The organism is Curtobacterium aurantiacum (assembly GCF_018598555.1).
In the GTDB taxonomy this organism is placed as follows: Bacteria; Actinomycetota; Actinomycetes; order Actinomycetales; family Microbacteriaceae; genus Curtobacterium; species Curtobacterium aurantiacum.
This window is the reverse complement of the sequence record NZ_JAHEWN010000013.1, coordinates 1-24,494: the sequence shown is the minus strand read 5'-3', so window position 1 is coordinate 24,494 and position 24,494 is coordinate 1. Positions and strand designations below refer to the sequence as shown.

The window sequence follows — 24,494 nt, the reverse complement described above, 5'->3', positions numbered from 1 at the left end:
CGTTTCGAGAGCATTCGTCACCCCTTATGATCAGCTCACCCGACCTGCGACGAACACGGAGCACACATGACCGACGAGATCGACGTGGTGCGCGACGAAGACGGTGTGACGTTGTTCGGATCAGACACGGCCATCGAGCGCTTCCTCTCAGCGAACGACCTGCCCTCGCGCCAGTTCGATCTGCCCCGCCTGAGTCAGACGCTCAGCGGTGCGTCCGGCGCAGCCAACGCTGCCGCACAGGTCGCGGCGGGGTCTGGCCGATGGGTCAAGCTGACGAAGGAGTCCGCGAAAGCGCTCGACAAGTTCTCCGCCATGAAGGGGTCGAGTGCAGGCGTGAGCCGCGCCATCGTCACCGAGAACGGGAAGATCAAGAACATCCTCGAGTTCACCAAGGTGAGCTCCATGCTCACCAGTCCCGCGATGCTCACCGGGGTCGCCGGCATCATGGCGCAGCTCGCCATGCAGCAGGCGATGGACGAGATCACCGACTACCTCGCGAAGATCGACACGAAGCTCGACGACGTGCTCCGGGCGCAAAAGGACGCCGCCGTCGCCGACCTCATCGGAGTCGAGCTGATCATCAACGATGCCTTGCGCGTCCGCGACCGTGTCGGTCACGTGAACGCGGTGACGTGGTCGAAGGTGAACGGGACGGAGTTCACCATCGCTCGCGCGCAGTCGTACGCGCTCCTGCAACTCGACGCCCTGGCGGAGAAGCTCGAACGCACTTCCAAGGTCGGAGAACTTGCCGACGTGACGGAGAGCGCCGAGCGAACCGTGCATGAGTGGCTGGCAGTCCTGGCGCAGTCCTTCAAGCTCCAGGAAGGCGTCGCGATCCTCGAGCTCGATCACGTGCAGCTGACCGCTCCGGAGGACCTCGATCACCACCGGGAGTCACTCCGCGACACCCGCCGGTCACGCCGCACCGCCATCACGCAGCGCACGGAGACGCTCCTGGGTCGGATCGACGCGGCAGCACGTGTGGGAGACGTCTCGGTGGTGATGCATCCTCTCGACTCCCGCACAGTCGTTCGTTCGACGAACGCTGTAGCCGGCCAGGTGATGGCGTTCCACGGCGGGATGGGCATCGAGGGTTCGCGCGCAGAGCTGGAGTCAAAGCGATGGCGTGCCGCTTTCGGCGACGCGGCCGAGGACGCCCGGGACCGAATCGTAGAAGGTGGCGCCGACGGCGTCGAGGTGGCGCGCAAACTCGGAGGGAGCGCGCTGGAGCAGGCGGGCAACGCTGCAGAGGTTGTGTCCGCTCGTCTCGGAGGTTGGGCAAGCAAGCTCCGTCGTAGGCCCGGTGACGGAGACACCGGCGACGCTCGCTGAAATCGGACACAACGCCCTTGAGGCGCCGGCGGGCCATGGCCATTGCAGTGGCAGGCGCGCCCAGGCCGTCACCGATGGGGCTGACGGTCACGGGCGATTCGCACGTCACCGCACAGCGATGTGGCTCGCGGTTCGATGGAAGAGCTGGTGGTAGTTCCGCGCTCGTGCACTCACCTGCCCGGCGGGCAGCGCACGGCCGTCCTTCCGTCGGTGCAGCTCTCGAGCATTGATGATGTCCGCGATCTCACGGCTCGTCATCGGCGCGCCGTTCTCGCGGAGTACCTCGATCATCGCTTCGTGCAGGGTCACACGGTCATCATCGCGCGTCGAACACCCACAACCAACGGGAGACGTGATGCCAACCGGCACCGCGCCTCCCGTCCATCACCACGTCATCAACTCACCAAGTCAGCACGAACCGCCCCCGCGTCCCCCCAGCCTCCAACCGCTCATGCGCTTCCACAGCCCGCGCAGCCGGCAGCACCTCGGCCACCCGCGGCGTCAACGTCCCACTCTCCACCGCGTGCCGCAGCTGCTCGAGCTTGTCGAACGACCGGTACTCCGAGAACACCATCACCTGCACGAACTCGATGCCACGAGCACCGTTGCCCTGCCACCCCCGCACGTCGAAGAACACTCCCCCGTCGCGAACGGCGTCGACGGCCTCGTCGCGCTGCACGGCAGCATCGGCAAGCGCATCGACCCCGTCCGGCACGAGTTCACGGACAGCGGAGGCGAAGGAAGCACCTCGCGGCACCACGTGGTCCGGCCCGAGCGACCGGACGAGTGCTTCGTCCGCCGGAGCAGCATCCGCGATCACGGTCAGCCCGGCGGCCTTCGCCAGCTGCACCACGTAGTTCCCGAGCAGCCCCGCGGCCCCGGTCACGGCGACCGTCTGCCCCGGCGCGAGCGAGGCGTGCGACAGGATCTGCAACGCCGTGAGCCCGTTCATCGGCACGGTCGCCACAGCCTCGATCGACGTCCCGCGAGGGATCCGCGTGAACGACCCCACCGGCGCGACGAGCTCCTGCACGTAGGCGCCACCGTGGGCGCTGAGCGGCAGCGCCATCGCCATCGCCTCGTCGCCGACCTGCCATCCGGTGACGTCGGGCCCGACCTCGTCGATGACGCCGGCGGCGTCCATCCCCGGCACGTACGGCGGCGAGGCCTGCGAGCTGTCCCGCTGCCCGGCACGCACCCCCGTGTCGGTCGGGTTCACGGCGAACGCCTGCACCCGGATCCGCACGGACCCCGCACCGGCGTGCGGCTCCGGCACCTCGTGGACGGCGAGGGCCTCGGGCCCTCCGAACTGTTCGACTCCGACGACCTGCATCCTCCCGGTCTACGCGCACGTTGCTTGACGCAACCTGACGCGGCCACCCCACGGCCTGGAGGCCCAGCACCACCCCGCCCCGCGCCTCCCGCCCGTCAGGGGGTGCGGTCCACGGCACGTGGTGCGCCATGCTGGCACCGTGCGTTTCGACGAACTCCTCACCCGGTCCGACGGTCCCGTGATCGCCGAGGAGCTCGCCGCCCTCCGCCGACCCGGACGAGGTCCTGCCCCGCGCCCGCTTCGTGCAACCGACGAACTGGATCCGGCCGCAGTACTGAGACGGTGACGGTTTCGGTTCACGATCCCCGACGATCGCGAACCAGAACCGTCACGGCCGGAAACCGAACCACCTCCCCCGCCGGCACCATCCCCCGATCGGACGATGCCGACACCACCGCCCCGGTCGATCCCCCACGGCCACCCGGCGGCGAAGCTGGACCCATGCCCGAGTCCCCCGCCATCGAGGTCCAGCACCTCGGCAAGCAGTACGCCACCGGCAAACGTGCCGTGGACGACGTCTCCTTCACGATCGAACGGGGCGAGACCTTCGCGCTCCTCGGCCCGAACGGTGCCGGCAAGTCCACGACGGTCGAGATCCTCGAGGGGTACCGATCCCGCACCGCCGGCGAGGTCCGCGTCCTCGGCCACGATCCGGCACGAACGAGCCGCAGCCACAACGCACGCATCGGCATCGTCCTGCAGACCAGCGCGGAGTCCCCGAACGTCACCGTCGCCGAGCAGCTGAACCACTTCGCGACGCTCTACCCGAAGCACCGCAGCACCGAGGAACTCCTCACCGCGACGGGGCTCGAGACGCAGCGCAACACCCGCATCAGCCGCCTGTCGGGTGGCCAGCGGCGACGCGTCGACGTCGCCCTCGGCATCATCGGCCGCCCCGAGGTCCTGTTCCTCGACGAACCGACCACGGGCTTCGACCCCGAGGCCCGCCGACAGTTCTGGGACCTCCTGCGCCAGGTGCAGCACGAGGGCACGACGATCCTGCTCACCACGCACTACCTCGACGAAGCCGCCCAGCTCGCCGACCGGGCCGCGGTCATCGCCGACGGGAAGCTCCTCGACCTCGCACCCATCGACGAGATCGGCGGTGCCGAGGCCCGTACGCCCCGGGTCCGCTGGCGTGACGACGACGGCGGACACCACGACGAGCGCACGACCGACCCGACAGCGCTCGTCCGCAGCAGCACCGCACCCATGCACGACCTCGAAGTCATCCGTCCGTCCCTCGAGGGCGTCTACCTCGACATGGTGGGACAGCAGTGAAGACAGCGACCAGCCGCATCTCGTACGAGATCCGCACCTACTTCCGCGCTCCCGACGCGGTCTTCTTCACGTTCCTGTTCCCGATCATCATGCTGGCGCTGTTCTCGGTGGCGTTCTCCGGCGCCGCCGACATCCAGGCCGGCCCCGACGTCAGCGTCGACTACGCCACCTACTACCTGCCCGGACTCGTCGCGACGGGCATCCTGCTCTCCGGCACGCAGTCCCTCGGCGTCGACATCGCCACCGAGCGCAGCGACGGCACGTTGAAGCGCCTCGGCGGCACACCGCTCCCGGTCCTGTCCTACTTCGTCGGCAAGATCGGCATGGTCCTCGTCACCACGCTCGTGCAGACGGCCCTGCTGTTGGCGATCGCGAGCCTGGTGTTCGGCGTCGACCTGCCGACCGACGCGAGCAACTGGGGTGTCTTCGCCGGGGTGATGGTCCTCGGCATCGCCACCAGCTGCGTCCTCGGCATCGCGGTCTCGGCGCTCCCCCGCGAGGGCCGACGCGCCACCGCCACCATCGTCCCGATCGTGCTGGTGCTGCAGTTCATCTCCGGCGTCTACCTGCCCTTCACGCAGCTCCCCACCTGGTTGCAGGACGTCGCGTCCGTCTTCCCCCTGCGCTGGATGGCGTCCGGCATGCGGTCCGTCTTCCTGCCCGGTGCGTTCGAGTCGGGTGAGCCGGGAGGCGCGTGGCACCTCGGCCTCGGAGCCCTCGTGTTGGCAGCGTGGCTGGTCCTGGGCACGGTGGCCTGCCTGCTGACGTTCCGGTGGAACCGCAAGGACGCCTGATGGTGCACCGCGGATGGGATGCTGGGCACATGAACGGCGAGACGTGGATGCGCAACCGGTGGTTGCACGTCTTCTTCGCGGGCACGATGCTCCTCACCGCCGTGATCACCGTGTTCGGCTGGTCCCCGTGGTCGAACCGCTGGCCCGCGTACACCGCGGTCGTGGTGCTCGTCGTCGCCTACGCCGTGTTCGGCCACCGTGGCTACGACAGCCCCCGTGCCGCCGCGGCCTTCCTGCCGCTGGTCCTCGTCGCCGCCCTGGTGCTGCCCGCCGTCGTGCCGAGCACCGCGTTCGTGCAGTGCATCGCGTTCCCGCTCGTCTGGGTACAGTCCGAACGGATCCGAACCGCCGTCCTGCTCTCGGTCGCGGTCGGGCTCGCGAGCGGCATCGGCCTGCAGGTCTCCGGCGGCCCGGACGACCTCGTGAGCACCCTGCTCATCGAGGGCATCAGCGTCATCGGTGCCTGCGCGATGGGCGTGTGGATCTCGAGCGTCGCCGGCCTGTCCGAGGAGCGCCGCCAGCTCCTCGACGAACTCCGCGCCACCCAGCAGTCCCTCGCCGACGCCCATCGCAGCGCGGGCGTCGCGAGCGAACGGGAGCGCCTGGCCCGCGAGATCCACGACACCGTCGCGCAGAACCTCGCCGGCATCGTCATGCTCACCGAACGCGCCCGCAAGGACCTGGCGAACGACCGCGGTGCCGCGCTCGACGAACGGCTGGCGGTCCTCGAGGAGTCAGCGCGCGCCGCCCTCGAGGACTCCCGCGCCCTCGTCGCCGCCGGGGTCGCCGGTGCCACGAGCGGCAGCCTCGCCGGGGCCCTGCACCGCCTGGCCGAGCGCTACACCCGCGAGACCGGCACGCCCGTGACGGTCGACGCGACCGACGGCCCGCTCGACCGCGATGCCCAGGTCGTGCTGCTGCGGGTCGTCCAGGAGTCCCTCGCGAACATCCGCGCGCACGCCGACGCCGGGTCCGTCCGCATCGTCCTGCAGCACGCGCCCGAACACGTCGGCGTCCGTGTGACCGACGACGGCGTCGGGTTCGACACCGGCGTCCCGACAGCCGGGCACGGTCTCCGGGGCCTCCACGAACGGTTGTCGCTCTCCGGCGGTGCCTGCACGATCACGAGCAGCCCTGGCGGCGGCACCGTCGTCGACGCGAGCCTGCCCACCGGAGCCGAGCCGGGCCTCCCGGCCGTCGACCGTGACCCAGTGGCGGAGGTGACCCCGTGATCCGCGTCGTGGTCGCCGACGACCACCCGATCGTCCGGTCGGGCATCGTGGCCCTGCTGCAGGACGCCGACGACGTCGAGGTCGTCGGCCAGGCCAGTGACGGCCGCGCCGCGGTGACGGTGGCACTGGCCGAACGCCCCGACGTCGTGCTCATGGACCTCCGGATGCCCGTGCTCGACGGCGACGCGGCGACGGCGCAGATCCTCGCCGCCGACCCCGGCGTCCGCGTCCTGATCCTGACCACGTACGAGTCCGACGACCAGATCCTCGCCGCCATCGAGGCCGGCGCCACCGGCTACGTGCTCAAGGCCGCCCCGGAGTCCGAGATCCTCGCCGGCGTCCGGGCGACCGCACGGGGTGAGACCGCGCTCGCGCCCTCCGCGGCCGCAGCGCTCGTCCGCCGAGCGACGGGCTCGCTCCCCGCCGCCGCCGGCCCGTCGCTGACCCCGCGCGAACTCGACGTCCTGCGCCTCGTCGCCCAGGGCAACAGCAACCCGGCGATCGGCCGCGCGCTGTTCCTCAGCGAGGCCACGGTGAAGACCCACCTCGGCCACGTCTTCGAGAAGCTCGGCGTGAACGACCGCACCCGTGCGGTGACCCGGGCGATGGAGCTCGGTCTGCTCCGCTGATCAGCGCTGCTGCCGGGCGCCGTCGGTGAGACCAACGAACGCGTTCACTCCGTCGACAGCACCCCGAACGACCACCGCGGTGCGCTCCGGACGCAGGGTGATCGTTCCGTCACCGCTCTGCCTCGTCAGCGCACCGACACCCGGTACGAACAGCCCGTGGACGCCCTTCCCGGCCTGGTGGCTCCAGCCGTTCACCGACCGCCACCGAGGTTCCGTCCAGGCACGCCGGAACCACGCGACGTCGCTCGGGCAGGGACCGGATCGGTCTTCGTACTGCGCCGTCGTGATCGTGACCGGCTCACCGAAGCCGACCGATTCGACGGGGTCGACGTCGAGCCACCGGAGCAGGTGTGCCACGAGGGATCCTGGACGAACGACACCGAGCGACTCCGAACCGTCCTCGTGGCCGGCACGCACGACGCACTTCTGGCCCTGCATCCAGCACGCCCAGCGCAGTGGCGGAGCGTCGCTCGCGGGGTCACTCGACTCGACGACGAGGAGCGCATCGTGATCGACCACCGGGCCGACGAGTTCGTGGCCCTTGTCGGTGAGGCCACCGAAACGCCCGACGAACCCGAGCTCTCGCGCGGCGACCCCGGTCTCCGAGCGTCGCGCCGCTGCCGGCACCATGCCGCGCTCCCGGAACCGCACGAGCTGGTCGAGCACTCCGACGGGAGTGCGCCACGGAAGGGTCGCACCCGGGCCGGCGGCTGCGGCTGCGGCGAGCGCGCGGTTCCCGGTCGACGGATCGTCGAGGGGACGGAGCCACCGCGAATCGAGCAGCCCGTCGACGACCGCGGCGGCTCCAGGCCAGTCACGGGCCGAGCACTCGACCGCGACCCGGACCCGTACATCGCGGAGGATCCGGAGATCACTGATGACGACGTCGTCCGGTTCGGGCAGGGCGACGAGGACGCGGTCGTCCGCGGATTCGAGGACCAGGGCGTCCGGTCGGTCCCCGAGTCGCCGGGTCATCCCGACAGCGGGATCACCAGAGAAGGACCGCACGTCGATGGACACCGCGTGGTCGTCGCGCTCAAGCCGGATGCCCGGTTCGACCGGACGGGCCGTCCACCCTTCCGGCACCTCGAACACGAGACCGTCGACGATGGCCAGTGCATCCCAGCGGACGTCAGGCCAGGGGTCCCACGGCACGTGCCGGGTCATCGGCGAGCCGCCCGTCGCGACCACCGCGGTGTCGCCCACCGGGCCCCGCCGAACAGCAACCACATCCCGAGCACGCCGCACAGCACGAACGCCACCATCAGGACGAGGGCGAGCACCACAGGCCCGTTGAAGCAGAACGCCGCGACGCCCTCGCAGGCGAGCGCCAGCCCGAGCCAGAACAAGCCGAAGGGCATCGCCGGCGTGCTGCGTCGCATCCACGACCGCCAGAGTCCGGCGTACGCCAGTCCGCCGAGGACGACGAACACCCCGCCGATCGCGATCAGCCAGATCGGTGCGCTCACGCTCGACTCCCCCGGTTCTCCGCAACTCCCCTGCTCTGATCCTACGGCGCTGTGCACGAGCGGGGATCCCGTCCTGCGGCGCTCCTGACGGTTCTGGTTCACGACCCCCGAGGATCCTGAACCGGAACCGTCACCGCGCGGACACGAACCCGCGTCCCCCGCGCCGTGGACGCGACCACCGACGGAACGGGAGGCACGGTGCCTGCCCGCACCGTGCCTCCCGTCCGCTCCAGCGCGCGCCCTGCCATCGCGACGCGCGCCCGCTCAGGCCTCCGCGTCCGCCTCCTGCGACCGGATGCGGAGCACCCGCGCACTGGGGGTGGACCCGCCGTTCGTGACCTCGAGCGAGCCCGAAGCGGCGTCCCACGCCACGGACCACGACCCGAGTGCCGTCGGGAACAGCGGCTCGACGACCCCCGTCTGCCCGGCGAACGCCGGCAGCGGCAACGACACCGACGCCGACGCACCAGGCAGCGCCCACACCGACAGGAACAGGTCCCCATCGGGGACGGCGAGGACGAGCGCGACCCAGGTGTCCTCCCAGGCGGGTAACCCGAGCGGCCAGACCGGCACTGCGGACTCGATGATCTCCAGGACCTGCCGGTGCGCAGCGATGGCGTCACCGACGACCGCACGTTGCGAGGCGGTCATCTCGTTGAGGTACCCCGACAGGTACATCCGCCCGAGCACCCCGTTGACGAGCGAGAGCGTGAACAGCTCCGGGTCCATCGTCGGCGCCGGGTACGCCCAGTTCCCCGCCTGCTCGGGCAGCATCGCGGCGGGAGCGGCGGCGGCGATCGTGGCGGACGACACCGGGTCCTGCTGGTCCGACGTCGACTGCATGTGCAGGCGGGACAGCATGCCCCAGTCGGCACGCATCGCCCCCGAGGCGCAGTTCTCGATGAGCAGCGCCGGGTACCGCTCCTGCACGGCGTCGAGCCAGTCGAGCAGCGCCCGCTGGTGGTCGAGCATCCCGGCGAACGGACCCGTCATGGTGTTGTTGTCCATCTTGAAGAACGTCACCCCGAGCTCCCCGACGAGCCGGTCGACGACGGCGTCGAGGTGCGCGCGGGCCTCCGGCGAGCGCAGGTCGAGCAGGTGCCGCCCGTGCTCCGCGACCCGGACCCCGTGATGGTGCACGAAGGCGGACGGCGGCAGGGACGAGGCCAGCGGCGAGTGGATGCCGATGACCTCGGGTTCGAGCCAGAGGCCGGCCTGCATGCCGCGCGCACGGATGTGGTCGATGACGGCCCCGAGCCCCGTCGGGAACCGCGACGCCGCTTCCTCCCACGCTCCGACGGTGTCCCACCAGTGCCCCTCGGCGTACCAGCCGGCGTCGATGCAGAACAGGTCCGCTCCGGCGTCGGCTGCCGCGTCGATGAGCGGCAGGAGCTTCTCGGTGGTCGGGTCGCCCATGAGCGTGTTCATGTAGTCGTTGAACACCAGGGGCAGGGCACGGTCGGCGTCCCGCACGTTCCGGAACGTCCGGCGCTGCCGGGTGAGCACCCCGAACGCGTCGTCGATCGGCCCGGCGATGCCGACGGACACCGGCACCGAGGTGAACGGCTGCTCCGGCGTGATGACGGTGGTCCACTGGTGTTCCTGGTCGGTCGGCCCGCTCAGCAGCACGTACGCATGCCGCCGGGTCTCGCCGAGCTCGTACAGCCAGGGCCCGTTGTGCTCGACCTGCCACACGAGCGCGTACGGAAGCGACACAGCGTCCTCCGTCCGCAACACCCCGATCGGCAGCGCCTCACCGGTCGACCACGAGCCGCGGTTCTGCACGACGGCGCGGCTGCGGGGCGGGTGGTGCTGGGCCTCCCGGTCGATCGCCGCGAGCCCGATGTCACGCAGCGGATCGGTCCGCCAGCGGCTCTCCGCTGCCCAGTCGTTGTCGGCGTGCACGAGGGCGAGCTCGTCGACGGTGGCGCCCGAGTCGGTCAGGAACGCCCCGGTCGCACACGACGACACGAAGTCCACGACGTGCTCACCGTGCTCCGCCGACACCTCGGTCCACGTCTGGAACGCGGGCACGCCGGCGCGCGCCCGGAACACCGACTCGGCCTGGAGGCGCGTGGCCGCGTCCATCTGCACGATCCGGAACCACAGGTCGGTCCCGTCGTCGTGCACGTGGTGCGACACGGGGCGCAGTCGCGCCCCGATCGTCGAGTCCACGTGCCGGAACCCACCCGGGAACCGCCCGTGCCCGACGGTCGTCAGCTCGACGAGCGGCTGCGGGTCGTCCGGTCCGTCGGCGAGCGCGCCACCGGTCGCGACGAAGGACACGAGCGCCGCGGGCTGGTCCGCACCGACCCGGAACCGTGCCGAGAACCCCTCGGTGACCCAGTCGACGAACGTCGGCCCGTCGCTCATCGTGCCCCGACCGGTGCGGGCCGACTCGGCACCCAGTCCCCGACGGTGTGGTCGTAACAGGTCGTGTTGTCGATCTTCGTCCGGTCGAGCGGCGGCCCCGCGGTGATCCGGCGCTCGGTGCGCTCCGGGTCGGGGGCGGCCTCGGCGAGCAGCCGGGTGTAGTCGTGGTGCGGGTCGAGGATGACGGCGTCCGACGGTCCCCGCTCGACGACCCGGCCGCGGTAGAGGACCAGGATCTCGTCGGAGAAGTGCCGCGCGGTCGCCAGGTCGTGCGTGATGTAGAGGACCGCGAGGTGGTCCTCCCGCTGCAGCCGTCCGAGCAGGTTGAGCACACTCAGGCGGATCGAGACGTCGAGCATCGACACCGGCTCGTCGGCGATGAGCACCTGGGCGCCCGGGGCGAGTGCGCGGGCGATGGCGACGCGCTGTCGCTGCCCGCCGGAGAGCTCGTGCGGTCGCCGCGACGCGAAGTCCTCGTCGAGGTTCACCCGGCCGAGCAGTTCCCGCACCTTGTCGGCGGTCTCGTCGGCGCCGCGGGCCCGGTGGTGCAGCTGCAGCGGTCGGGCGATGTGGTGCTCGATCGAGTGGAACGGGTTGAGCGAGGCGAACGGGTCCTGGAACACCATCTGCACGTGCCGCCGGTACATGCTGCCCTCGACGGGGGTGCCGTCCTCGAGCCGCACGTCGATCGAGCCGCGCGTGCGGGTCTCGAGCTTGGCGAGCATCCGCGCGATGGTGGACTTGCCCGAGCCGGACTCCCCCACCAGCGCGACGGTCCGGCCGGGCAGCAGGTCGAACGACACGTCGTCGACGGCCCGCAGGGTGGTGCGCTTCAGGCCCTTGCGGGTGTGGAAGTCCTTGCCGAGGTGGCTGACGGTCACACTGGTCATCGGTCCGTCTCCTGTGCTGCCTGGACCACGACGGCCCGGGTGTCGGTCTCGGGTTCGGCGCCGTCCTCGACCCCGGTGCGGATGAACGCGCCGCGGGCTCCGGACAGGCTCGGGAACGACTGCAGCAGCTTCCGCGTGTACGGGTGCTGCGGGTCGTGCTGGATCACGCTGGCACGGTCGCACTCGACGACCTCGCCGCGGAGCATGATCGCGATCCGGTCGCTGATCTCGAGCAGCAGCGGCAGGTCGTGCGTGATGAACACGACGGCGAACCCGAGCTCGTCGCGCAGGCGGACGATCTCGCGCAGGATCTCCCGCTGCACCACGACGTCGAGTGCGGTGGTCGGCTCGTCCATGATCATGATCTGCGGTTCCAGCAGCATCGCCATCGCGATCATCACGCGCTGCCGCATGCCGCCGGACAGCTCGTGCGGGTACGCGGTGATGCGGGACGGGTCGACGCCGACGCGACGCAGGGCGTCCTCGGCGATGGCCCGTCGTTCCCTGCGCGGCAGGCCCTTGCGGTGTTCGACCAGGGCGTCGTCGAGCTGGGCGCGGATCGTGGTGACCGGGTTGAGCGCGTTCATCGCCCCCTGGAACACCATCGACAGCTTCGACCACCGCACCGCCCGGAGCTGCTCGTGCGGCAGACCGAGCAGGTCGACGTCGGTGCCGTCGCGGTCGTGGAACGTGATGCTGCCCGACGTGACCTTCGCCGGCGGCCGGTGCAGCCGGGTGATGGCGTACGCCAGGGTCGTCTTGCCGCAGCCCGACTCCCCCGCGAGCCCGAGGATCTCCCCGGGCGCCAGGCTGAGCGAGACGTCCTTGACGGCGTGCACGGGGTGCTCGGTCTCGTAGACGACGTCGAGGTGGTCGATGGTCAGCACGGCCGGGCGGCGGCCGTCGCCGGTGGCGTCGGAGGTGACCGGTCGTGCGGTGTCGGTGGCGCTCATCGGGCGACCCCCTTCGTGTCGTGACCGGCGGTGGCGACGCGGGCCGGGCCTCCCGATCGGGCCGCACGCTTCGCACGACGGTCGCGCCGTCGCTGCGCACGCACGTTCGCGAGTCGCGGGTTGATGACCTCGTCGATCGAGAAGTTCACCAGGGACAGGCCCATGCCGAGCAGGGCGATGAGCAGGCCCGGCGGCACGAACCACCACCAGGCGCCGTTCGCCAGTGCGAAGCCGTTCTGGGCGTAGAAGAGCATCGTGCCGAGCGTCGACGAGTTCGACGCCCCGAGCCCGAGGAACGACAGTCCCGCTTCCCCGAGGATCGCGGCGATCACCGCGAACACGAACTGCGACGCGAGCACCGGCAGCAGGTTCGGCAGGATCTCGACGGCGATGACCCGCCAGGGCCGTTCGCCGGCGACCCGGGCGGCGGACACGTAGTCGCGGTTCCGGATCGACATGGTCTGCGCCCGCAGCACCCGGGCGGACCCGGCCCACGACGTGATGGCCAGGACGATGGCGATGGTCCACAGCCCGCGGGCCTCACGCGGCACCAGGCCGGAGATGACGATGACGAGCGGCAGGCCGGGGATGACGAGGAACACGTTCGAGAACAGCGAGAACGCCTCGTCCATGATCCCGCCGAGGTACGCGCCGAGGATGCCGAAGAACGCGGACAGCACCGTGGCGAGGACACCGACGATGAGGCCGATCTGCAGGCTGCCCCGGGTGGCGAAGGCGAGCTGGGCCAGGACGTCCTGACCGGTCTGGGTGGTCCCGAGCACGTTCGAGCCGCTCGGTCCCTGCAGTCCGGTGTCGCGGATGGTGGTCGGGTCGCCGACGAGCAGCGGTCCGATCACCCCGAACAGCGTGACGCCGGCGACGAGCGCGATGCCCGTGACGAGCCACGGGGTGAGCGTGGGGAGGAACCGACGGATGCCGCCCTTCGACGCCCGCCGGGTGGCGATCGACGTGGTGCTGTCGGCCTCCTCGGTCAGCGCGCCGATGGTGGGCTCGGTCTCCTGCTGGATGTTGGTCATGGTCGTCTCCTCCCCTAGCTCCGGGCCCGCGTGCGCGGGTCGATCAGTCCGTACAGCAGGTCGACGACGAGGTTCGCGCCGAGCACCGCCAGGGTGATGAACAGGAAGATGCCCTGCATGAGCGCGTAGTCGTTGTTCGTCACGGCGGACAGCAGCTTCGACCCGATGCCCGGGTACGAGAACACCTGCTCGGTGACGACGGAGCCGGACACGATGAACCCGAGGGAGATCGCGAACCCGGCGACCGACGGCAGCACGGCGTTCCGGGCGGCGTAGTTCCGCAGGATCTTGCCGTCGGACAGGCCCTTCGCCTGCGCGGTGGTGATGTAGTCCTCGGACAGCGTCGACACCATCATGTTGCGCATGCCGAGCAGCCAGCCGCCGAGCGACGCGAGCACGATCGTCACCGCCGGCAGCACCCCGTACTGCACCGCCGAGACGATGAAGTCCCAGTTGAAGCCGGGGGTCAGGATGACGTCGTAGCCGCCCTGCGCCGGGAACAGGTGCAGCCCGGTGGCGAAGAAGTACACCAGGATCAGCGCGAGCCAGAAGTACGGCACCGCGGCGAGCAGGGTGGTGGCCGGCACGAACGAATCGAGCCAGGTGCCGGGCCGCCACCCGACGAAGGCCCCGAGGCCGACGCCGATGATCGCGGCCACGATGGTGGCGATGCCGACCAGGGCGATGGTCCACGGCAGCGAACTGCCGATCACCTCGGTGACGGGCGCCGGGAAGTAACTGACGGACACCCCGAGGTCACCACGGAACACGTTGACCAGGTAGTGGCCGTACTGGGAGATGAGCGGCTCCGAGGAATCGCCACCGAGGAGCAGCTCGTACGCCTCCCGGGTCGCCGGGGTCACCTGCCCGCCGCGCTGCTGGAGCTTGGCGAGCAGGATGTCCACCGGGTTGCCGGGCAGGAGCCTGGGGATGATGAAGTTCAGCGTCAGGGCCGCCCACAGTGCGACGACGTAGAAGCCGATCTTGCGCAGGAAGTAGGTCATCGTCGAGTGCCCCTCGGTCGCGATCCCATCGGTGTCAGCCCTTCGCCGGCTTGAGCGCCTTGAAGATCTCGGCGTTGTCCGGGCTCGCCCAGACCGCCGGGAACGCGTACAGGTCGTCCTCGGTCGGCCAGCCGGTGAACTTCGCCGCGTGGAACTCGCTCGTCGTACCGCCGGTCATCACGGGGATGTAGGGCAGGTCCTCGACGATGTGCTCCTGGATCGTGTCGAGCTGGGGCTGGGTGGCCTCGGTGTCCTCCGGGTCGATCGTGGCGAGCTGCTTCAGGGCCGCGTCGACCTCGGGGTTGCTGTAGCGGGCGATGTTCATCGGGGCCGCTTCGCCGACCTTCGCGGTGTTCGCCGTCGAGAAGTAGTTGTTGTACAGGTAGTACGGATTCGCCGTCGGGCCCTGACCGAGCGAGTCGATCGCGAGTTCGAAGTTGCCCTTGGTCTTCTTGTCGGTCCACTCGTTCCACGACGACTGCTGCGCCTTGAGCTCGATGCCCGCGGCCTTGAGCTGCTGCGTCATCGTGTCGATCGCGGTGATGTAGTCGGTCCACCCGGTGACGACCTCGACCGTCAGGGACAGCTTCTTGCCGTCCTTGGCGTAGATGCCGTCCGAACCCTTCTTCCACCCGGCGCCTTCGAGCGTCGAGGCGGCCGCGTCGGTGTCGGCGGTCTCCGGCATCACCGCCGGCTCGATGTCCTCCGAGATGGTGTCCTTCTGCGTCGTGGTGAGCGCGAAGGTCGGCGAGATCTCGCTCGCGGTGTTCTCGAACGCCAGCGAGTTGAGCTGCTTTCGGTTGATGGCGTCGGCGATCGCGTGGCGGACGGCCGGGTCGGTCTGCGGTCCGGCGCAGCCGAGGTCGGTGCTCGAGCAGGTCAGCAGCGCCATCTGGTTCTGACCGACGGTGATGCCGTCGTAGCCGTTGTAGTTGGCGGGGATGTCGTCCATGTTCGGCACCGGGCCGGTCTGCCAGTCGATCGACCCCTGCTTCAGCGCGTCGGCGCCGGCGGTGTTGCCGGAGAGCGACAGGTAGCGGATGGTCTTCACGGCCGGGGCGCCGTCCCAGTACTCCTTGTTCGCCTCGAGGGTGAAGGCCTGCGCCTTGAAGGTGCCGAGCGTGTACGGGCCGGTGCCGACGGGCTCGCGCACGACGTCGGTGGTCGGGTCGATGTCCTTCCACAGGTGCTCGGGCACGATCCAGGTCTTGCCGAGCAGGTTCGGGCCGAGCACGAACGACGGCTTGTCGAACGAGACGACCACCTTGTCGTCGCCGTCGGCCTTCGCGCTGCCGTCGTAGCCGATCGAGTTCAGGGCCTTCTGCTTCGTGAGCATGTCGAGCGTGAACACGACGTCCTTCGAGGTGAAGGGTTCCCCGTCGCTCCAGGTGGCTCCGTCGCGCAGCGTGATGGTGAGCTGCGTGCCGTCCTCGTTCCACTCGTACGACTTGCCGAGCAGCGGCTTCGGGTCGTTCGTGTTGACGTTGGTGATGAAGAAGAGCGACTCGTAGATCGTGCCGACGCCACCGATGTTCGACGGCGACCACGGGTTGTAGTTGATCTGGTAGTCGCCGGACTGGCCGGTGTAGGCGACCAGGGTCGAAGCGGCCGCGTCGTTCGTGCTGGCGGTGCCGCTGGAGCTGCAGCCGCTGAGCGCGAGGCCGGCGGCGAGGAGAACGGCGCCGCCGATGGCGAGCCGTGAACGGGTTGGGTTGAACATCGTTGTCCTCTCGGTCTGCGTCGTCGCAGAGTCCACGTTGTGAGCGTGATTGTTACACGCGTAAACTAAGGCGGTCAAGGGGTCGGGTCACGGCCCCGTAACGATGAGGAGACGCAATGGAGCGGACCACCCTGGACGGCACGTGGACCCTCGAGGCGGTGACCGGGCCCGGGCAGTCGGCGGAGCACCGCGAACCGATCGCGGCGCAGGTCCCCGGCTGCGTGCACACCGACCTGCTGCGGGCCGGCCGGATCCCCGACCCGTTCGACGGCGACGGCGAGGCCGCGACCCAGTGGATCGGCGACACCGTCTGGCGGTACCGCCGCACCTTCGACTGGACCGCGCCGGACGAGACCCGCCACGACCTCGTCGCCGAGGGCCTCGACACCCTCGCCACGATCGAACTGAACGGCATCGTCGTCGCGACGACCGCCAACCAGCACCGCTCGTACCGGTTCCCCGTCGGGCACCTGCTGCGACCGGGCGCGAACGAGCTCGTCATCACCTTCGACGCGCCCGTCCCCGCCGCCGATCGCCTCTCCGCCCTGCACGGCGGCGAGCTGCCGCACGTCAACCACCACCCCTACAACGCGCTGCGCAAGAACGCGTCGAACTTCGGGTGGGACTGGGGTGTCGACGTCGCCACGAGCGGCATCTGGAAGTCGATCGGCATCGAGTCCTGGAGCGGCGCCCGCATCGCGGCCGTCCGCCCCCTCGTCGACGTCGACGGCACCACCGGCGTCCTGACCGCCCACGTCGACGTCGAGTACGCCGGTTCGACCGGCTCCTTCTCGCAGGCGATCGGCAGCGCGCCCGTCGCGTCCGCGGACGGTTCCGCGGGCACCGGCCTGGAGGCCCGGATCACCCTGGCCCCGCACCCCGCGTCCGCAGGGCACCCGGGTTCCGACACCGAGCCTCCCGTCCGTCCCGGTGACACCGCGGACACCGCCGGCCGGGTCGTCGGCACGCGCCCCGTCGTGACCGGCCCGGACGTCACCACCGGCTCCGCCGTCGTGCGCCTCGAGGTCCCCGACGTCGCCGTCTGGTGGCCGCGCGGCGAGGGCGACCAGCCCCTCTACGACGTCCGGGTCGAGGTCGGCGACGACGTGTGGAACGGCCGCGTGGGCTTCCGCACCGTCACCCTCGACACCGCGGCCGACGCCGGCGGGGCCCCGTTCCTGCTCCGCGTCAACGGCCGGCCCGTCATGGTGCGCGGGGCGAACTGGATCCCCGACCACGCCTACCTGACCGAGATGACCCGCGAGCGGTACGCGGACCGGATCCAGGACGCGGTCGACGCGAACATGAACCTGCTCCGCATCTGGGGCGGCGGGATCTACGAGTCCGACGACCTGTACGACCGGTGCGACGAGCTCGGCATCCTCGTCTGGCAGGACTTCCTGTTCGCCTGCGCCGCCTACGCCGAGGAGCCCTGGCTCGCCGACGAGGTCGAGCCCGAGGTCCGCGCGGCCGTCACCCGCCTCAGCCCGCACCCCTCGCTCGTGGTGTGGAACGGCAACAACGAGAACCTCGTCGCCTACGCCGAGTGGGGCTGGCGACCGTCGCTCGTCGGCCGGACCTGGGGCAACGGCTACTACCGTTCCCTGCTGCCGTCGGTCGTCGCCGAGCTGGACCCCACCCGCCCGTACACGCCGGGCAGCCCGTTCTCGTTCGACGAGTACCTGACGCCGAACGACCAGCGGAACGGCAGCGTGCACATCTGGGACGTCTGGAACCGCCTGGACTACCGCGCCTACGCCGACTGGGAGCCGCGGTTCGTCGCCGAGTTCGGGTTCCAGGGCCCGCCGGCGTGGTCGACCCTGGCCGCCGTGGTGCACGACGAGCCCCTCGACCCGGACGGTCACGAGATGCTCGTGCACCAGAAGGCCGACCAGGGCAACCGGAAGCTCGCCGACGGCATGCGGGGCCACCTGCCCGAACCGACCTCGATCGAGGACTGGCACTTCGCCGCGCAGCTCAACCAGGCGCACGCGATCCGCTTCGGCATGGAGTGGTTCCGCTCCCGCACCCCCGACAACACCGGCATGGTCGTCTGGCAGCTCAACGACGACTGGCCCGTGGTGTCGTGGGCCCTCGTCGACCACGCCGGCATCCGGAAGCCCGTCTGGTACGCCGTCCGGCAGGCCTACCAGCCCGTGCTGCTCACCGTGCAGCCGTCGTCCGACGGTGCGGGCGGTCTCGACGTGGTCCTCGTCAACGCGTCCGGGGCATCGGTCGCCGACGAGGTCACGGTCTCTCGCGTCGCCTTCGACGGCACCGTGCTCGGGTCGTCGTCGTTCGCACTCGCAGCTGCCCCCGCCGACGCCGACCGGGTGCAGCTGCCGACGTCGCTCGCGGCGCCCGGGAGCCCCGGTTCCGAGGTCCTCGTCGTCACCGGAGCCGGCACCCGCACCGTGCACGACTTCGCCGAGGTCGTCGACCAGGCGCTGGAACCCTCGCCACTGCAGACCGAGGTGACCCCGACGGCCGACGGCGCAACGGTCACCGTCACGGCGACGGCGTACGCACGCGACGTCTCGCTGTTCCCGGACCGCGTGGACGCCGCAGCCCGTGTCGACGAGGGCCTCGTGTCCCTGCTCCCCGGCGAGGCGGTGACCTTCACGGTGACGGGCGCACCCGGCATCGCTCCGGACGCCCTCGTCCACCCGCTCGTCCTCCGCCACGCGGGCTCGCTCCTGCCCTGAGCCTGGACACCGCTGGGGACGGCGACGTTCCCTCGAGCCGCTGACGGTTCCGGTTCACGATCCCCGAGGTTCGCGAACCGGAACCGTCACGTCACCGAACCTGGACGCTTCCCCCGCCGAGCAGCGCCGTCGGCCGCGCTCAGTCGACGGCGCTGAGCTCCAGCACGATCGCGGTCGCCGGCGCGAGCATCGGGAGCCGTGCCCCGACGTCCTCGAACACCGCACCGGTCAGCTCCAGGTGCCCGCGTACGAGCCACTCCGGCGGCACCATGTCGAGCCCGCGCGGCACAGCGAGCCCGGACACCGGGGCGAGCCGGTACCGCCGCGACCGGTCGAGTCCGCGCACCCGGAGCGGCACCGGCAACGACCGCGGCCCGGTCTCCGTCCGCGCCACCCGCACCAGTGCCCGCGAACGGTCGGTGGCCACCACGGACGTCGCCACCATCCCCGCGTCGCCGAGGTCCAGGTGCCGCAGCCGCCCGGAGTGCAACAGCCCGCGCTCCCGCCGGTACAGCGCCGTCCAGGCCCGGAGCCGGTCGAGCTCCTCGGGCGACAGCTTCGTGACGTCGGTCTCGATGCCGGCCGAGCCGAACAGGGACACCGCCATCCGGAAGTCCAGGTCGAGGTGCCGGCCCGTGGTGTGCGAGATCTCCGGCCCGACGTGCGACCCGATCAGCTCGAGTGGCAGCAGCGCCTCCGTCCACCGTTGGATCGGCAGCCGCTCGAACGCGTCGTTCGAGTCCGAGGGCCACACCCGGTCGGTGCGCTCGAGCACGCCGAGGTCGATCCGTGCCCCGCCGCTCGCGCACGCCTCGATCTCGAGCCACGGGTGCCGCGCACGCAGCTCGTCCATCAGCGCGTAGACCCCGCGGGTGTGCGCGTCCACGCCCGCGCGTCCGGCGTGCACCGCGTGCACGATGTCCCGGTTCTGGTCCCACTTCACGAAGTCGACGTGGTGCTCCCCGATCACCCGGGACATGCTCTCCAGTACGTGGTGCCGGGCCAGCGGGTTCGCCATGTCGAGCACGTACTGGTTCCGCCAGGTGCGGACGTCGTCCTCGGGCCGCTGCAGCATCCACTCGGGGTGCGCCGCCGCGAGCTCGGACACCGGGCTCACCATCTCCGGTTCGAACCACAGCCCGAACTCCATGCCGAGCGCACGCACCCGGTCGACGAGCGGTGCCAGCCCGTCCGGCCACACCGACGGGTCGACGCGCCAGTCCCCGAGCGACGTCGCGTCCGACCGCCGGCCGAGGAACCAGCCGTCGTCGAGCACGAACCGCTCGACACCGATATCCGCGGCGGTCTCCGCCAGGGCCACCAGCGGTTCGAGCTCCTGCCGGTAGTAGACGGCCTCCCAGGTGTTCAGCACCACGGGCCGGGGCCGTCGCGGGTGGCCCGGACGGCTGCGCAACGAGTCGTGCAGCCGGTCGGAGAGCCCGTCGATCCCGCTGTCGCTCCACACGAACACGGCGTCGGGGGCGGTGAACGACTCCCCCTCGCCGAGCACGACCTCACCCGCACGCAGCAGTTCCCCGGCGCCGAGCAGCGGCCGCGCCTCGGCGAGCTGGTCGTACCGGTACACGGAGTCCGCGCTCCAGGCCAGGTGCACGGCCCACAGCTCCCCCTCGGCGTCCGAGAACCCGGGCGTCCCGAGCACGAGCAACGTCGGGGAGTCATGGCCCGTCCGTCCGCGCCGGCTCTCCCGCGCGTGGCTCCCGGCGGAGGTCGCACGCCGCTGTGGTGTCCGCTCCCGGGTCCACCGCCCGCCGAGGTCGAGCACCTCGGCGACCCGCTCCCCCACGGGCAGCGTCGCCTCGAGTGCCTGCAGGTGCACGGGTCCGGCGTGCGTGTTCGTCACCGCGTGCCGCACCCGCAGCACCCCCGCGGAGTCGAGCGCGAACTCGCTTCGCAGCGTCAGCGAGTCGGACTCCGCGGTGACGACGATCCGTTCGTCGTCACCGATCACCACCACGTCGGTCCACCGCGGCACGAGCGGCAGCCCGTCCACGTGTCCGGCGATCCCCGGCCGCCCCTCCCACCCGTCCCGTTCCGTCGGCAACACCGTCAGCGGCCACGGCGCGTCGAGGGCGCTCGGTCCGAGGGGCCGCCCGAGCGCGAGCAGCAGGTCCTCGGTGTCACCGGCGTCCACGGGTCCGACGTCCCGCCCCCAGTGCAGCACCTCGGGCAGCCCGTCCGCAGCCGTCGCCAGCACGAACGACACCCCGGCCGACCGCAGCACGTGCACCCGCCGATCTCGAGCGCCCACCGATGCCGACTCGCGCTCCACGACGGTCACGAGGCCCGCTCCTCGCGCAGCACCCGGGCGCGTCCGGCGGGCACGACGGTGTCCGGCCCGTGGCCGGACCCGTCGAGCAGGTCCGTGCCGGACGCACGGACCGTGACGTCGTCAGCACGGTGGTTGACGAGGAACAGGAAGGCGGAACCGTCGTCGCCGACGCGACGCACCGCCTCCAGGCCTGGAGGCCCGGTGACCGTCCGCAGGATCCCCCGCTCCGCGATCACCCCGTCCACGAGCCGTTGGATGCTGTCGTCCGCGAGCATCGCGGACACGTACCAGGCGCCGCCGCCGACGGCGCGACGCGTGACGGCAGGTCGGCCCGCGAGCGGGCCGTCCGTGTAGGTGAGCACCGGCTCGGCGCCCGCGAGGACGACCGCCTCGGCCCAGTCGGTGACGGCCTCGCCGTCGTCCAGGGTCCAGCGTTCATCGCGCTGCAGCGGCGTGAACTCCTCGCTCCACGCACCGAGCACGTCGCGGAAGGCCCCCGGGTAGCCGCCGGTGCGGATGCGGGCGGTCTCGTCGGCGACCCCGGACAGGTACGTGACCACCAGCGTTGCACCGCGCTCGACCACGGCGGCGATCCGAGCAGCGGTCGCGTCGTCGACGATGAGCATCGTCGGCACGATCACCACGTCGTACCCGCTCAGTTCGGCGTCGGCGGGGACCACGTCGGTGAGCACCTGCCGGTCGTGGAACGCACGGTGCCAGGCCCGGAGCTCCCGGCCGTAGCGCAGACCCCGGTGCGGCTTGAGCCCGGACTGCACGGCCCAGCCGGAGGCCTCGTCCACGACGATCGCGACCCGGGCCGGCTCGACGCGGGTTCCCTGTACCGGAGCGAGGTCCTGCAGCGCCCGGCCGAGGGCGAGGACCTCGCGCCAGATCCGGGTCCGGGTGCCGGCGTGCGGGACCATCGCGGAGTGGAACTGCTCCGCTCCCGCGGTCGATGCACGCCACTGGAAGAACAGCGCCCCGTCGGAACCGTGTGCGACGTGGGCCAGGGCGTTCCGGACCAGCTCGGCGGGTTCCTTGGCGCGGTTGCGCTGCTGCCAGCTCGGGCCACCCGTCGAGTGCTCCATCAGCAGCCAGGGACGGCGGTCCGCCGACATCCCGCGCATCCGGTCACCGGCCAGCGCGAGGTCCTGCTCGCGGCGGGCGTCGTCGACGAGCGTGTAGTGGTCGTTCGCGACGATCGCCACGTGCTTCGCCCACCCGGCGTAGTCGACGACCTGCGAGCTGGCTCCCACCATGAAGTTCGTCGTGACCGGCACGTCGGAGTGCCGCTCGATGACCTCTTTCTCGGCGTCGAACTGCCGGAGCAGCGCGTCGGAGGAGTACCGCTCGAAGTCCAGCGCGAGCCCGGGGTTCGGCGCACCGCCGACACCGCGTGGCGGCGAGACCTCGTCGAACGACGTGTACGTGTGCCCCCAGAAGGCCGTGCCCCAGGCGTCGTTCGCGGCCTCGACGTCGCCGTACTTCGCGACGAGCCAGTGCCGGAAGTCCGCTGCCGACTCCTCGCAGTAGCACCGGCCGTTGCCACCGCCGAGCTCGTTGCTCACGTGCCAGAGCCGCACCGCGGGGTGCCGGCCGTACCGTTCCGCCAGCGCATCGACCATCCGGAGGGCGTGCTCCCGGAACAGTTCCGAGGCCGGGCACCATCCGAGCCGCCCACCGGGGCGCTCTCGTCGCTCGGTGGCGTCGAGGGGCAGGATCTCGGGGTGTGCCGTCAGCAGCCAGTTCGGCGGGGCGGCCGTCGGCGTCGCCAGGTCCACCGCGATGCCGTGCTCCTGCAGCAGCGCGAGCACGTCGTCCAGCCACTCCCACGTGAAGTCCCCCGGCGACCGCTCGAGCAGTGCCCACGAGAAGACCCCGACGGTGACCAGGTTCACACCGGCTGCACGCATCAGCCGGACGTCCTCGAGCCAGGTCGCCCGGGGCCACTGCTCGGGGCTGTAGTCGCCGCCGAACGACAGGCCGTCGGTCGGCCACGGGACGGTGGGGGCAGCGGTCACGGCATCTCCTTCGATGGTGTGGACCGCTCAAGCCTCCCGGCTCCGTCCACGTTTGTCAACGCGTGTAACTAACGCGCCGATGGGTCAGCCACTGTCTCGGGTGATCACTCCCCCAGCAGTCGGCGGATCGCGAGCACCGCACCGGCACGGGCCCACTCCGAGAACTCGAACGGCTGCACCTCGACGGTGACGGGCTCGGTGTACGGCGCCAGGGCGGCACGCAACGAATCGTCGACCGCGGCTCGGGCGAGGTCGTACACGGGCAGCCCGTCGCCCGTCAGCACGATCGCCGAAGGATCCGCGATGTGGACCGCGGTGGCGAGCAGGACCCCGAGCGCACGGCCGGCGTCCTCGAACGCAGCGAGGGCTCCTTCGTCGCCGTCCCGAGCGAGCTCGACCACCTGCTCGTAGGTCTTCCCCTCGTGTCCCGCGTTCCGCACGATCACCGGACTCGGCAGGTAGCTCGAGGCACACCCGGCGTGCCCGAGCCCGCAGTCCGGTCCGCCACCGAGGACCGGCAGGTGTCCAATGCGTCCCAGCCGCCCGTGCTCCCCGGTGGAGACCTGCCCGTTCGCGATGAGCCCGAGCCCGAGGCCCTCACCGACCGTGACGAGCACCATCGACCCGCGTCCCGCACCGGCCCCGAACCAGTGCTCCTTCGCGGTCAGGGCGTGCACGTCGTTCGCCGTGAAGCTGGCGACGCCCGTCCGTTCCTCGAGCATCCCGGCGAAGGGCACCTCGTGCCACCCCAGGAACACCGACGCCGCCACCACGGACTCCCCCGCGCGGACGATGACGTCACCGGGCAGCGAGACCCCGATCGCGCAGATGGCCGGATGCGCCGCGCGGAGCCGCTCGAGCACGGCCGCGATCCGCTCGGCGAGGGAGGCGGGGTCGGTGTCGTCGATGACTTCTTCGTGCAGGGCGAGGACTCGGCCGCCCAGGTCCGTCACGGCGGCGTACAGGCGGTCCTTCGTGAGCTTGATGCCCAGGAACTCCCACTGCCCGCTGCTCACCTGCAGGAGCTCCGACGGCCGACCGGTCGCACCACGCACATCGGTGCCGACCTCGACCACCAGCCGCTGTGCCACGAGGATCCGCATCGCCCGGGTGAGGCTCGCCCGCGAGAGCCCGAGCGACCGGGCGATCTCAGCACGGGAGAGCACCCCGTGGATGAGGATCTCCCGCAGTGCCAGTCGGGAGCCGTCGGGCAGCGCCGGCCAGGCTTCGGTCATCGTTCCTCCGTCGTCGGCTGATCCTAAGGCCTGACCGGTCCCCGTCGACAAGGACCCAGAACGGGCCGCAAACGCAGAAAACCCCTGACCACGAATGGTCAGGGGTTCCCTGGTGTTTCTACGTTAAGTCCGGCGGCGTCCTACTCTCCCACAAGGTCCCCCTTGCAGTACCATCGGCGCTGAGAGGCTTAGCTTC

Annotated in this window: 19 protein-coding genes and 1 rRNA gene; 6 read left to right on the top strand and 14 right to left on the bottom strand. The window is 71.0% G+C overall.

Features of this window, described 5'->3' with window-relative positions; all coding sequences use genetic code 11:
- The first annotated feature begins 66 nt into the window (after positions 1-66).
- Positions 67-1,332, top strand: a complete 1,266-nt coding sequence (locus tag KK087_RS12265) for a hypothetical protein (protein WP_214565627.1) — start codon at positions 67-69, stop codon at positions 1,330-1,332.
- 105 nt (positions 1,333-1,437) lie between these two features.
- Here the strand turns inward: KK087_RS12265 and KK087_RS12260 are convergent, their stop codons facing one another.
- A complete protein-coding gene (locus KK087_RS12260; protein WP_214565625.1) occupies positions 1,438-1,641 on the bottom strand; it encodes an HTH domain-containing protein in 204 nt (67 codons plus the stop codon).
- 91 nt (positions 1,642-1,732) lie between these two features.
- A complete protein-coding gene (locus KK087_RS12255) occupies positions 1,733-2,665 on the bottom strand; it encodes an NADP-dependent oxidoreductase (protein ID WP_214565623.1) in 933 nt (310 codons plus the stop codon).
- Positions 2,666-3,106: 441 nt separating this feature from the next.
- Here KK087_RS12255 and KK087_RS12250 point away from each other — a divergent pair, with 441 nt between their 5' ends.
- Genes KK087_RS12250 through KK087_RS12235 form a run of 4 tightly spaced genes read left to right on the top strand, consistent with a single transcriptional unit; the run spans position 3,107 to position 6,601 of the window.
- The gene (locus KK087_RS12250; RefSeq protein ID WP_250901067.1) at positions 3,107-3,946 is read left to right on the top strand and encodes an ABC transporter ATP-binding protein; all 840 of its coding nucleotides are present in this window, start codon (positions 3,107-3,109) and stop codon (positions 3,944-3,946) included.
- Positions 3,943-4,740: an ABC transporter permease gene (locus KK087_RS12245; RefSeq protein ID WP_111023905.1), complete on the top strand. Its 798-nt coding sequence runs from the start codon at positions 3,943-3,945 to the stop codon at positions 4,738-4,740. The genes KK087_RS12250 and KK087_RS12245 overlap by 4 nt, the downstream gene beginning before the upstream one ends.
- A gap of 29 nt (positions 4,741-4,769) precedes the next feature.
- The gene (locus tag KK087_RS12240) at positions 4,770-5,972 is read left to right on the top strand and encodes a sensor histidine kinase (protein ID WP_214565621.1); all 1,203 of its coding nucleotides are present in this window, start codon (positions 4,770-4,772) and stop codon (positions 5,970-5,972) included.
- Positions 5,969-6,601, top strand: coding sequence for a response regulator transcription factor (locus KK087_RS12235; protein WP_214565619.1), 633 nt, complete (start codon positions 5,969-5,971; stop codon positions 6,599-6,601). The genes KK087_RS12240 and KK087_RS12235 overlap by 4 nt, the downstream gene beginning before the upstream one ends.
- On the opposite strand, the gene KK087_RS12230 is transcribed toward KK087_RS12235, so the two are convergent.
- The 8 genes from KK087_RS12230 to KK087_RS12195 all read right to left on the bottom strand — a co-directional run bounded on the left by KK087_RS12230 (position 6,602) and on the right by KK087_RS12195 (position 16,047).
- Positions 6,602-7,807, bottom strand: a complete 1,206-nt coding sequence (locus KK087_RS12230) for a hypothetical protein (protein ID WP_214565617.1) — start codon at positions 7,805-7,807, stop codon at positions 6,602-6,604.
- The gene (locus KK087_RS12225; RefSeq protein ID WP_111058151.1) at positions 7,765-8,070 is read right to left on the bottom strand and encodes a hypothetical protein; all 306 of its coding nucleotides are present in this window, start codon (positions 8,068-8,070) and stop codon (positions 7,765-7,767) included. The genes KK087_RS12230 and KK087_RS12225 overlap by 43 nt, the downstream gene beginning before the upstream one ends.
- A 264-nt stretch (positions 8,071-8,334) precedes the next feature.
- Complete coding sequence (locus KK087_RS12220; protein ID WP_214565615.1) at positions 8,335-10,443, bottom strand: glycoside hydrolase family 36 protein; 2,109 nt, start codon at positions 10,441-10,443, stop codon at positions 8,335-8,337.
- Positions 10,440-11,333 (bottom strand): ABC transporter ATP-binding protein, encoded by an 894-nt coding sequence (locus tag KK087_RS12215; protein ID WP_214531544.1) that lies wholly within the window; start codon positions 11,331-11,333, stop codon positions 10,440-10,442. Before KK087_RS12215 ends, KK087_RS12220 begins: the two co-directional genes overlap by 4 nt.
- Positions 11,330-12,286 (bottom strand): ABC transporter ATP-binding protein, encoded by a 957-nt coding sequence (locus KK087_RS12210; protein ID WP_214565613.1) that lies wholly within the window; start codon positions 12,284-12,286, stop codon positions 11,330-11,332. Before KK087_RS12210 ends, KK087_RS12215 begins: the two co-directional genes overlap by 4 nt.
- A complete protein-coding gene (locus tag KK087_RS12205) occupies positions 12,283-13,323 on the bottom strand; it encodes an ABC transporter permease (protein WP_214531542.1) in 1,041 nt (346 codons plus the stop codon). The genes KK087_RS12210 and KK087_RS12205 overlap by 4 nt, the downstream gene beginning before the upstream one ends.
- A 14-nt stretch (positions 13,324-13,337) precedes the next feature.
- Positions 13,338-14,327 (bottom strand): ABC transporter permease, encoded by a 990-nt coding sequence (locus KK087_RS12200; protein WP_071247140.1) that lies wholly within the window; start codon positions 14,325-14,327, stop codon positions 13,338-13,340.
- A gap of 34 nt (positions 14,328-14,361) precedes the next feature.
- Positions 14,362-16,047 (bottom strand): ABC transporter substrate-binding protein, encoded by a 1,686-nt coding sequence (locus KK087_RS12195; protein ID WP_214565611.1) that lies wholly within the window; start codon positions 16,045-16,047, stop codon positions 14,362-14,364.
- A 116-nt stretch (positions 16,048-16,163) separates the two neighbouring features.
- Here KK087_RS12195 and KK087_RS12190 point away from each other — a divergent pair, with 116 nt between their 5' ends.
- The gene (locus KK087_RS12190) at positions 16,164-18,752 is read left to right on the top strand and encodes a glycoside hydrolase family 2 protein (protein WP_214565609.1); all 2,589 of its coding nucleotides are present in this window, start codon (positions 16,164-16,166) and stop codon (positions 18,750-18,752) included.
- A 139-nt stretch (positions 18,753-18,891) separates the two neighbouring features.
- Here KK087_RS12190 and KK087_RS12185 read toward each other — a convergent pair whose 3' ends face one another.
- From KK087_RS12185 to rrf, 4 genes are all read right to left on the bottom strand, one after another.
- Positions 18,892-21,051 carry an alpha-galactosidase gene (locus tag KK087_RS12185; RefSeq protein ID WP_307860055.1) on the bottom strand — a complete coding sequence of 720 codons (2,160 nt, stop codon included), beginning with the start codon at positions 21,049-21,051 and terminating at the stop codon, positions 18,892-18,894.
- Positions 21,048-23,063 (bottom strand): beta-galactosidase, encoded by a 2,016-nt coding sequence (locus tag KK087_RS12180; RefSeq protein WP_307860054.1) that lies wholly within the window; start codon positions 23,061-23,063, stop codon positions 21,048-21,050. Before KK087_RS12180 ends, KK087_RS12185 begins: the two co-directional genes overlap by 4 nt.
- Positions 23,064-23,167: 104 nt before the next feature.
- Positions 23,168-24,298, bottom strand: a complete 1,131-nt coding sequence (locus tag KK087_RS12175) for an ROK family transcriptional regulator (protein ID WP_214565608.1) — start codon at positions 24,296-24,298, stop codon at positions 23,168-23,170.
- A 127-nt stretch (positions 24,299-24,425) separates the two neighbouring features.
- A 5S ribosomal RNA gene (rrf, locus tag KK087_RS18040) occupies positions 24,426-24,494 on the bottom strand; the annotation flags it as partial.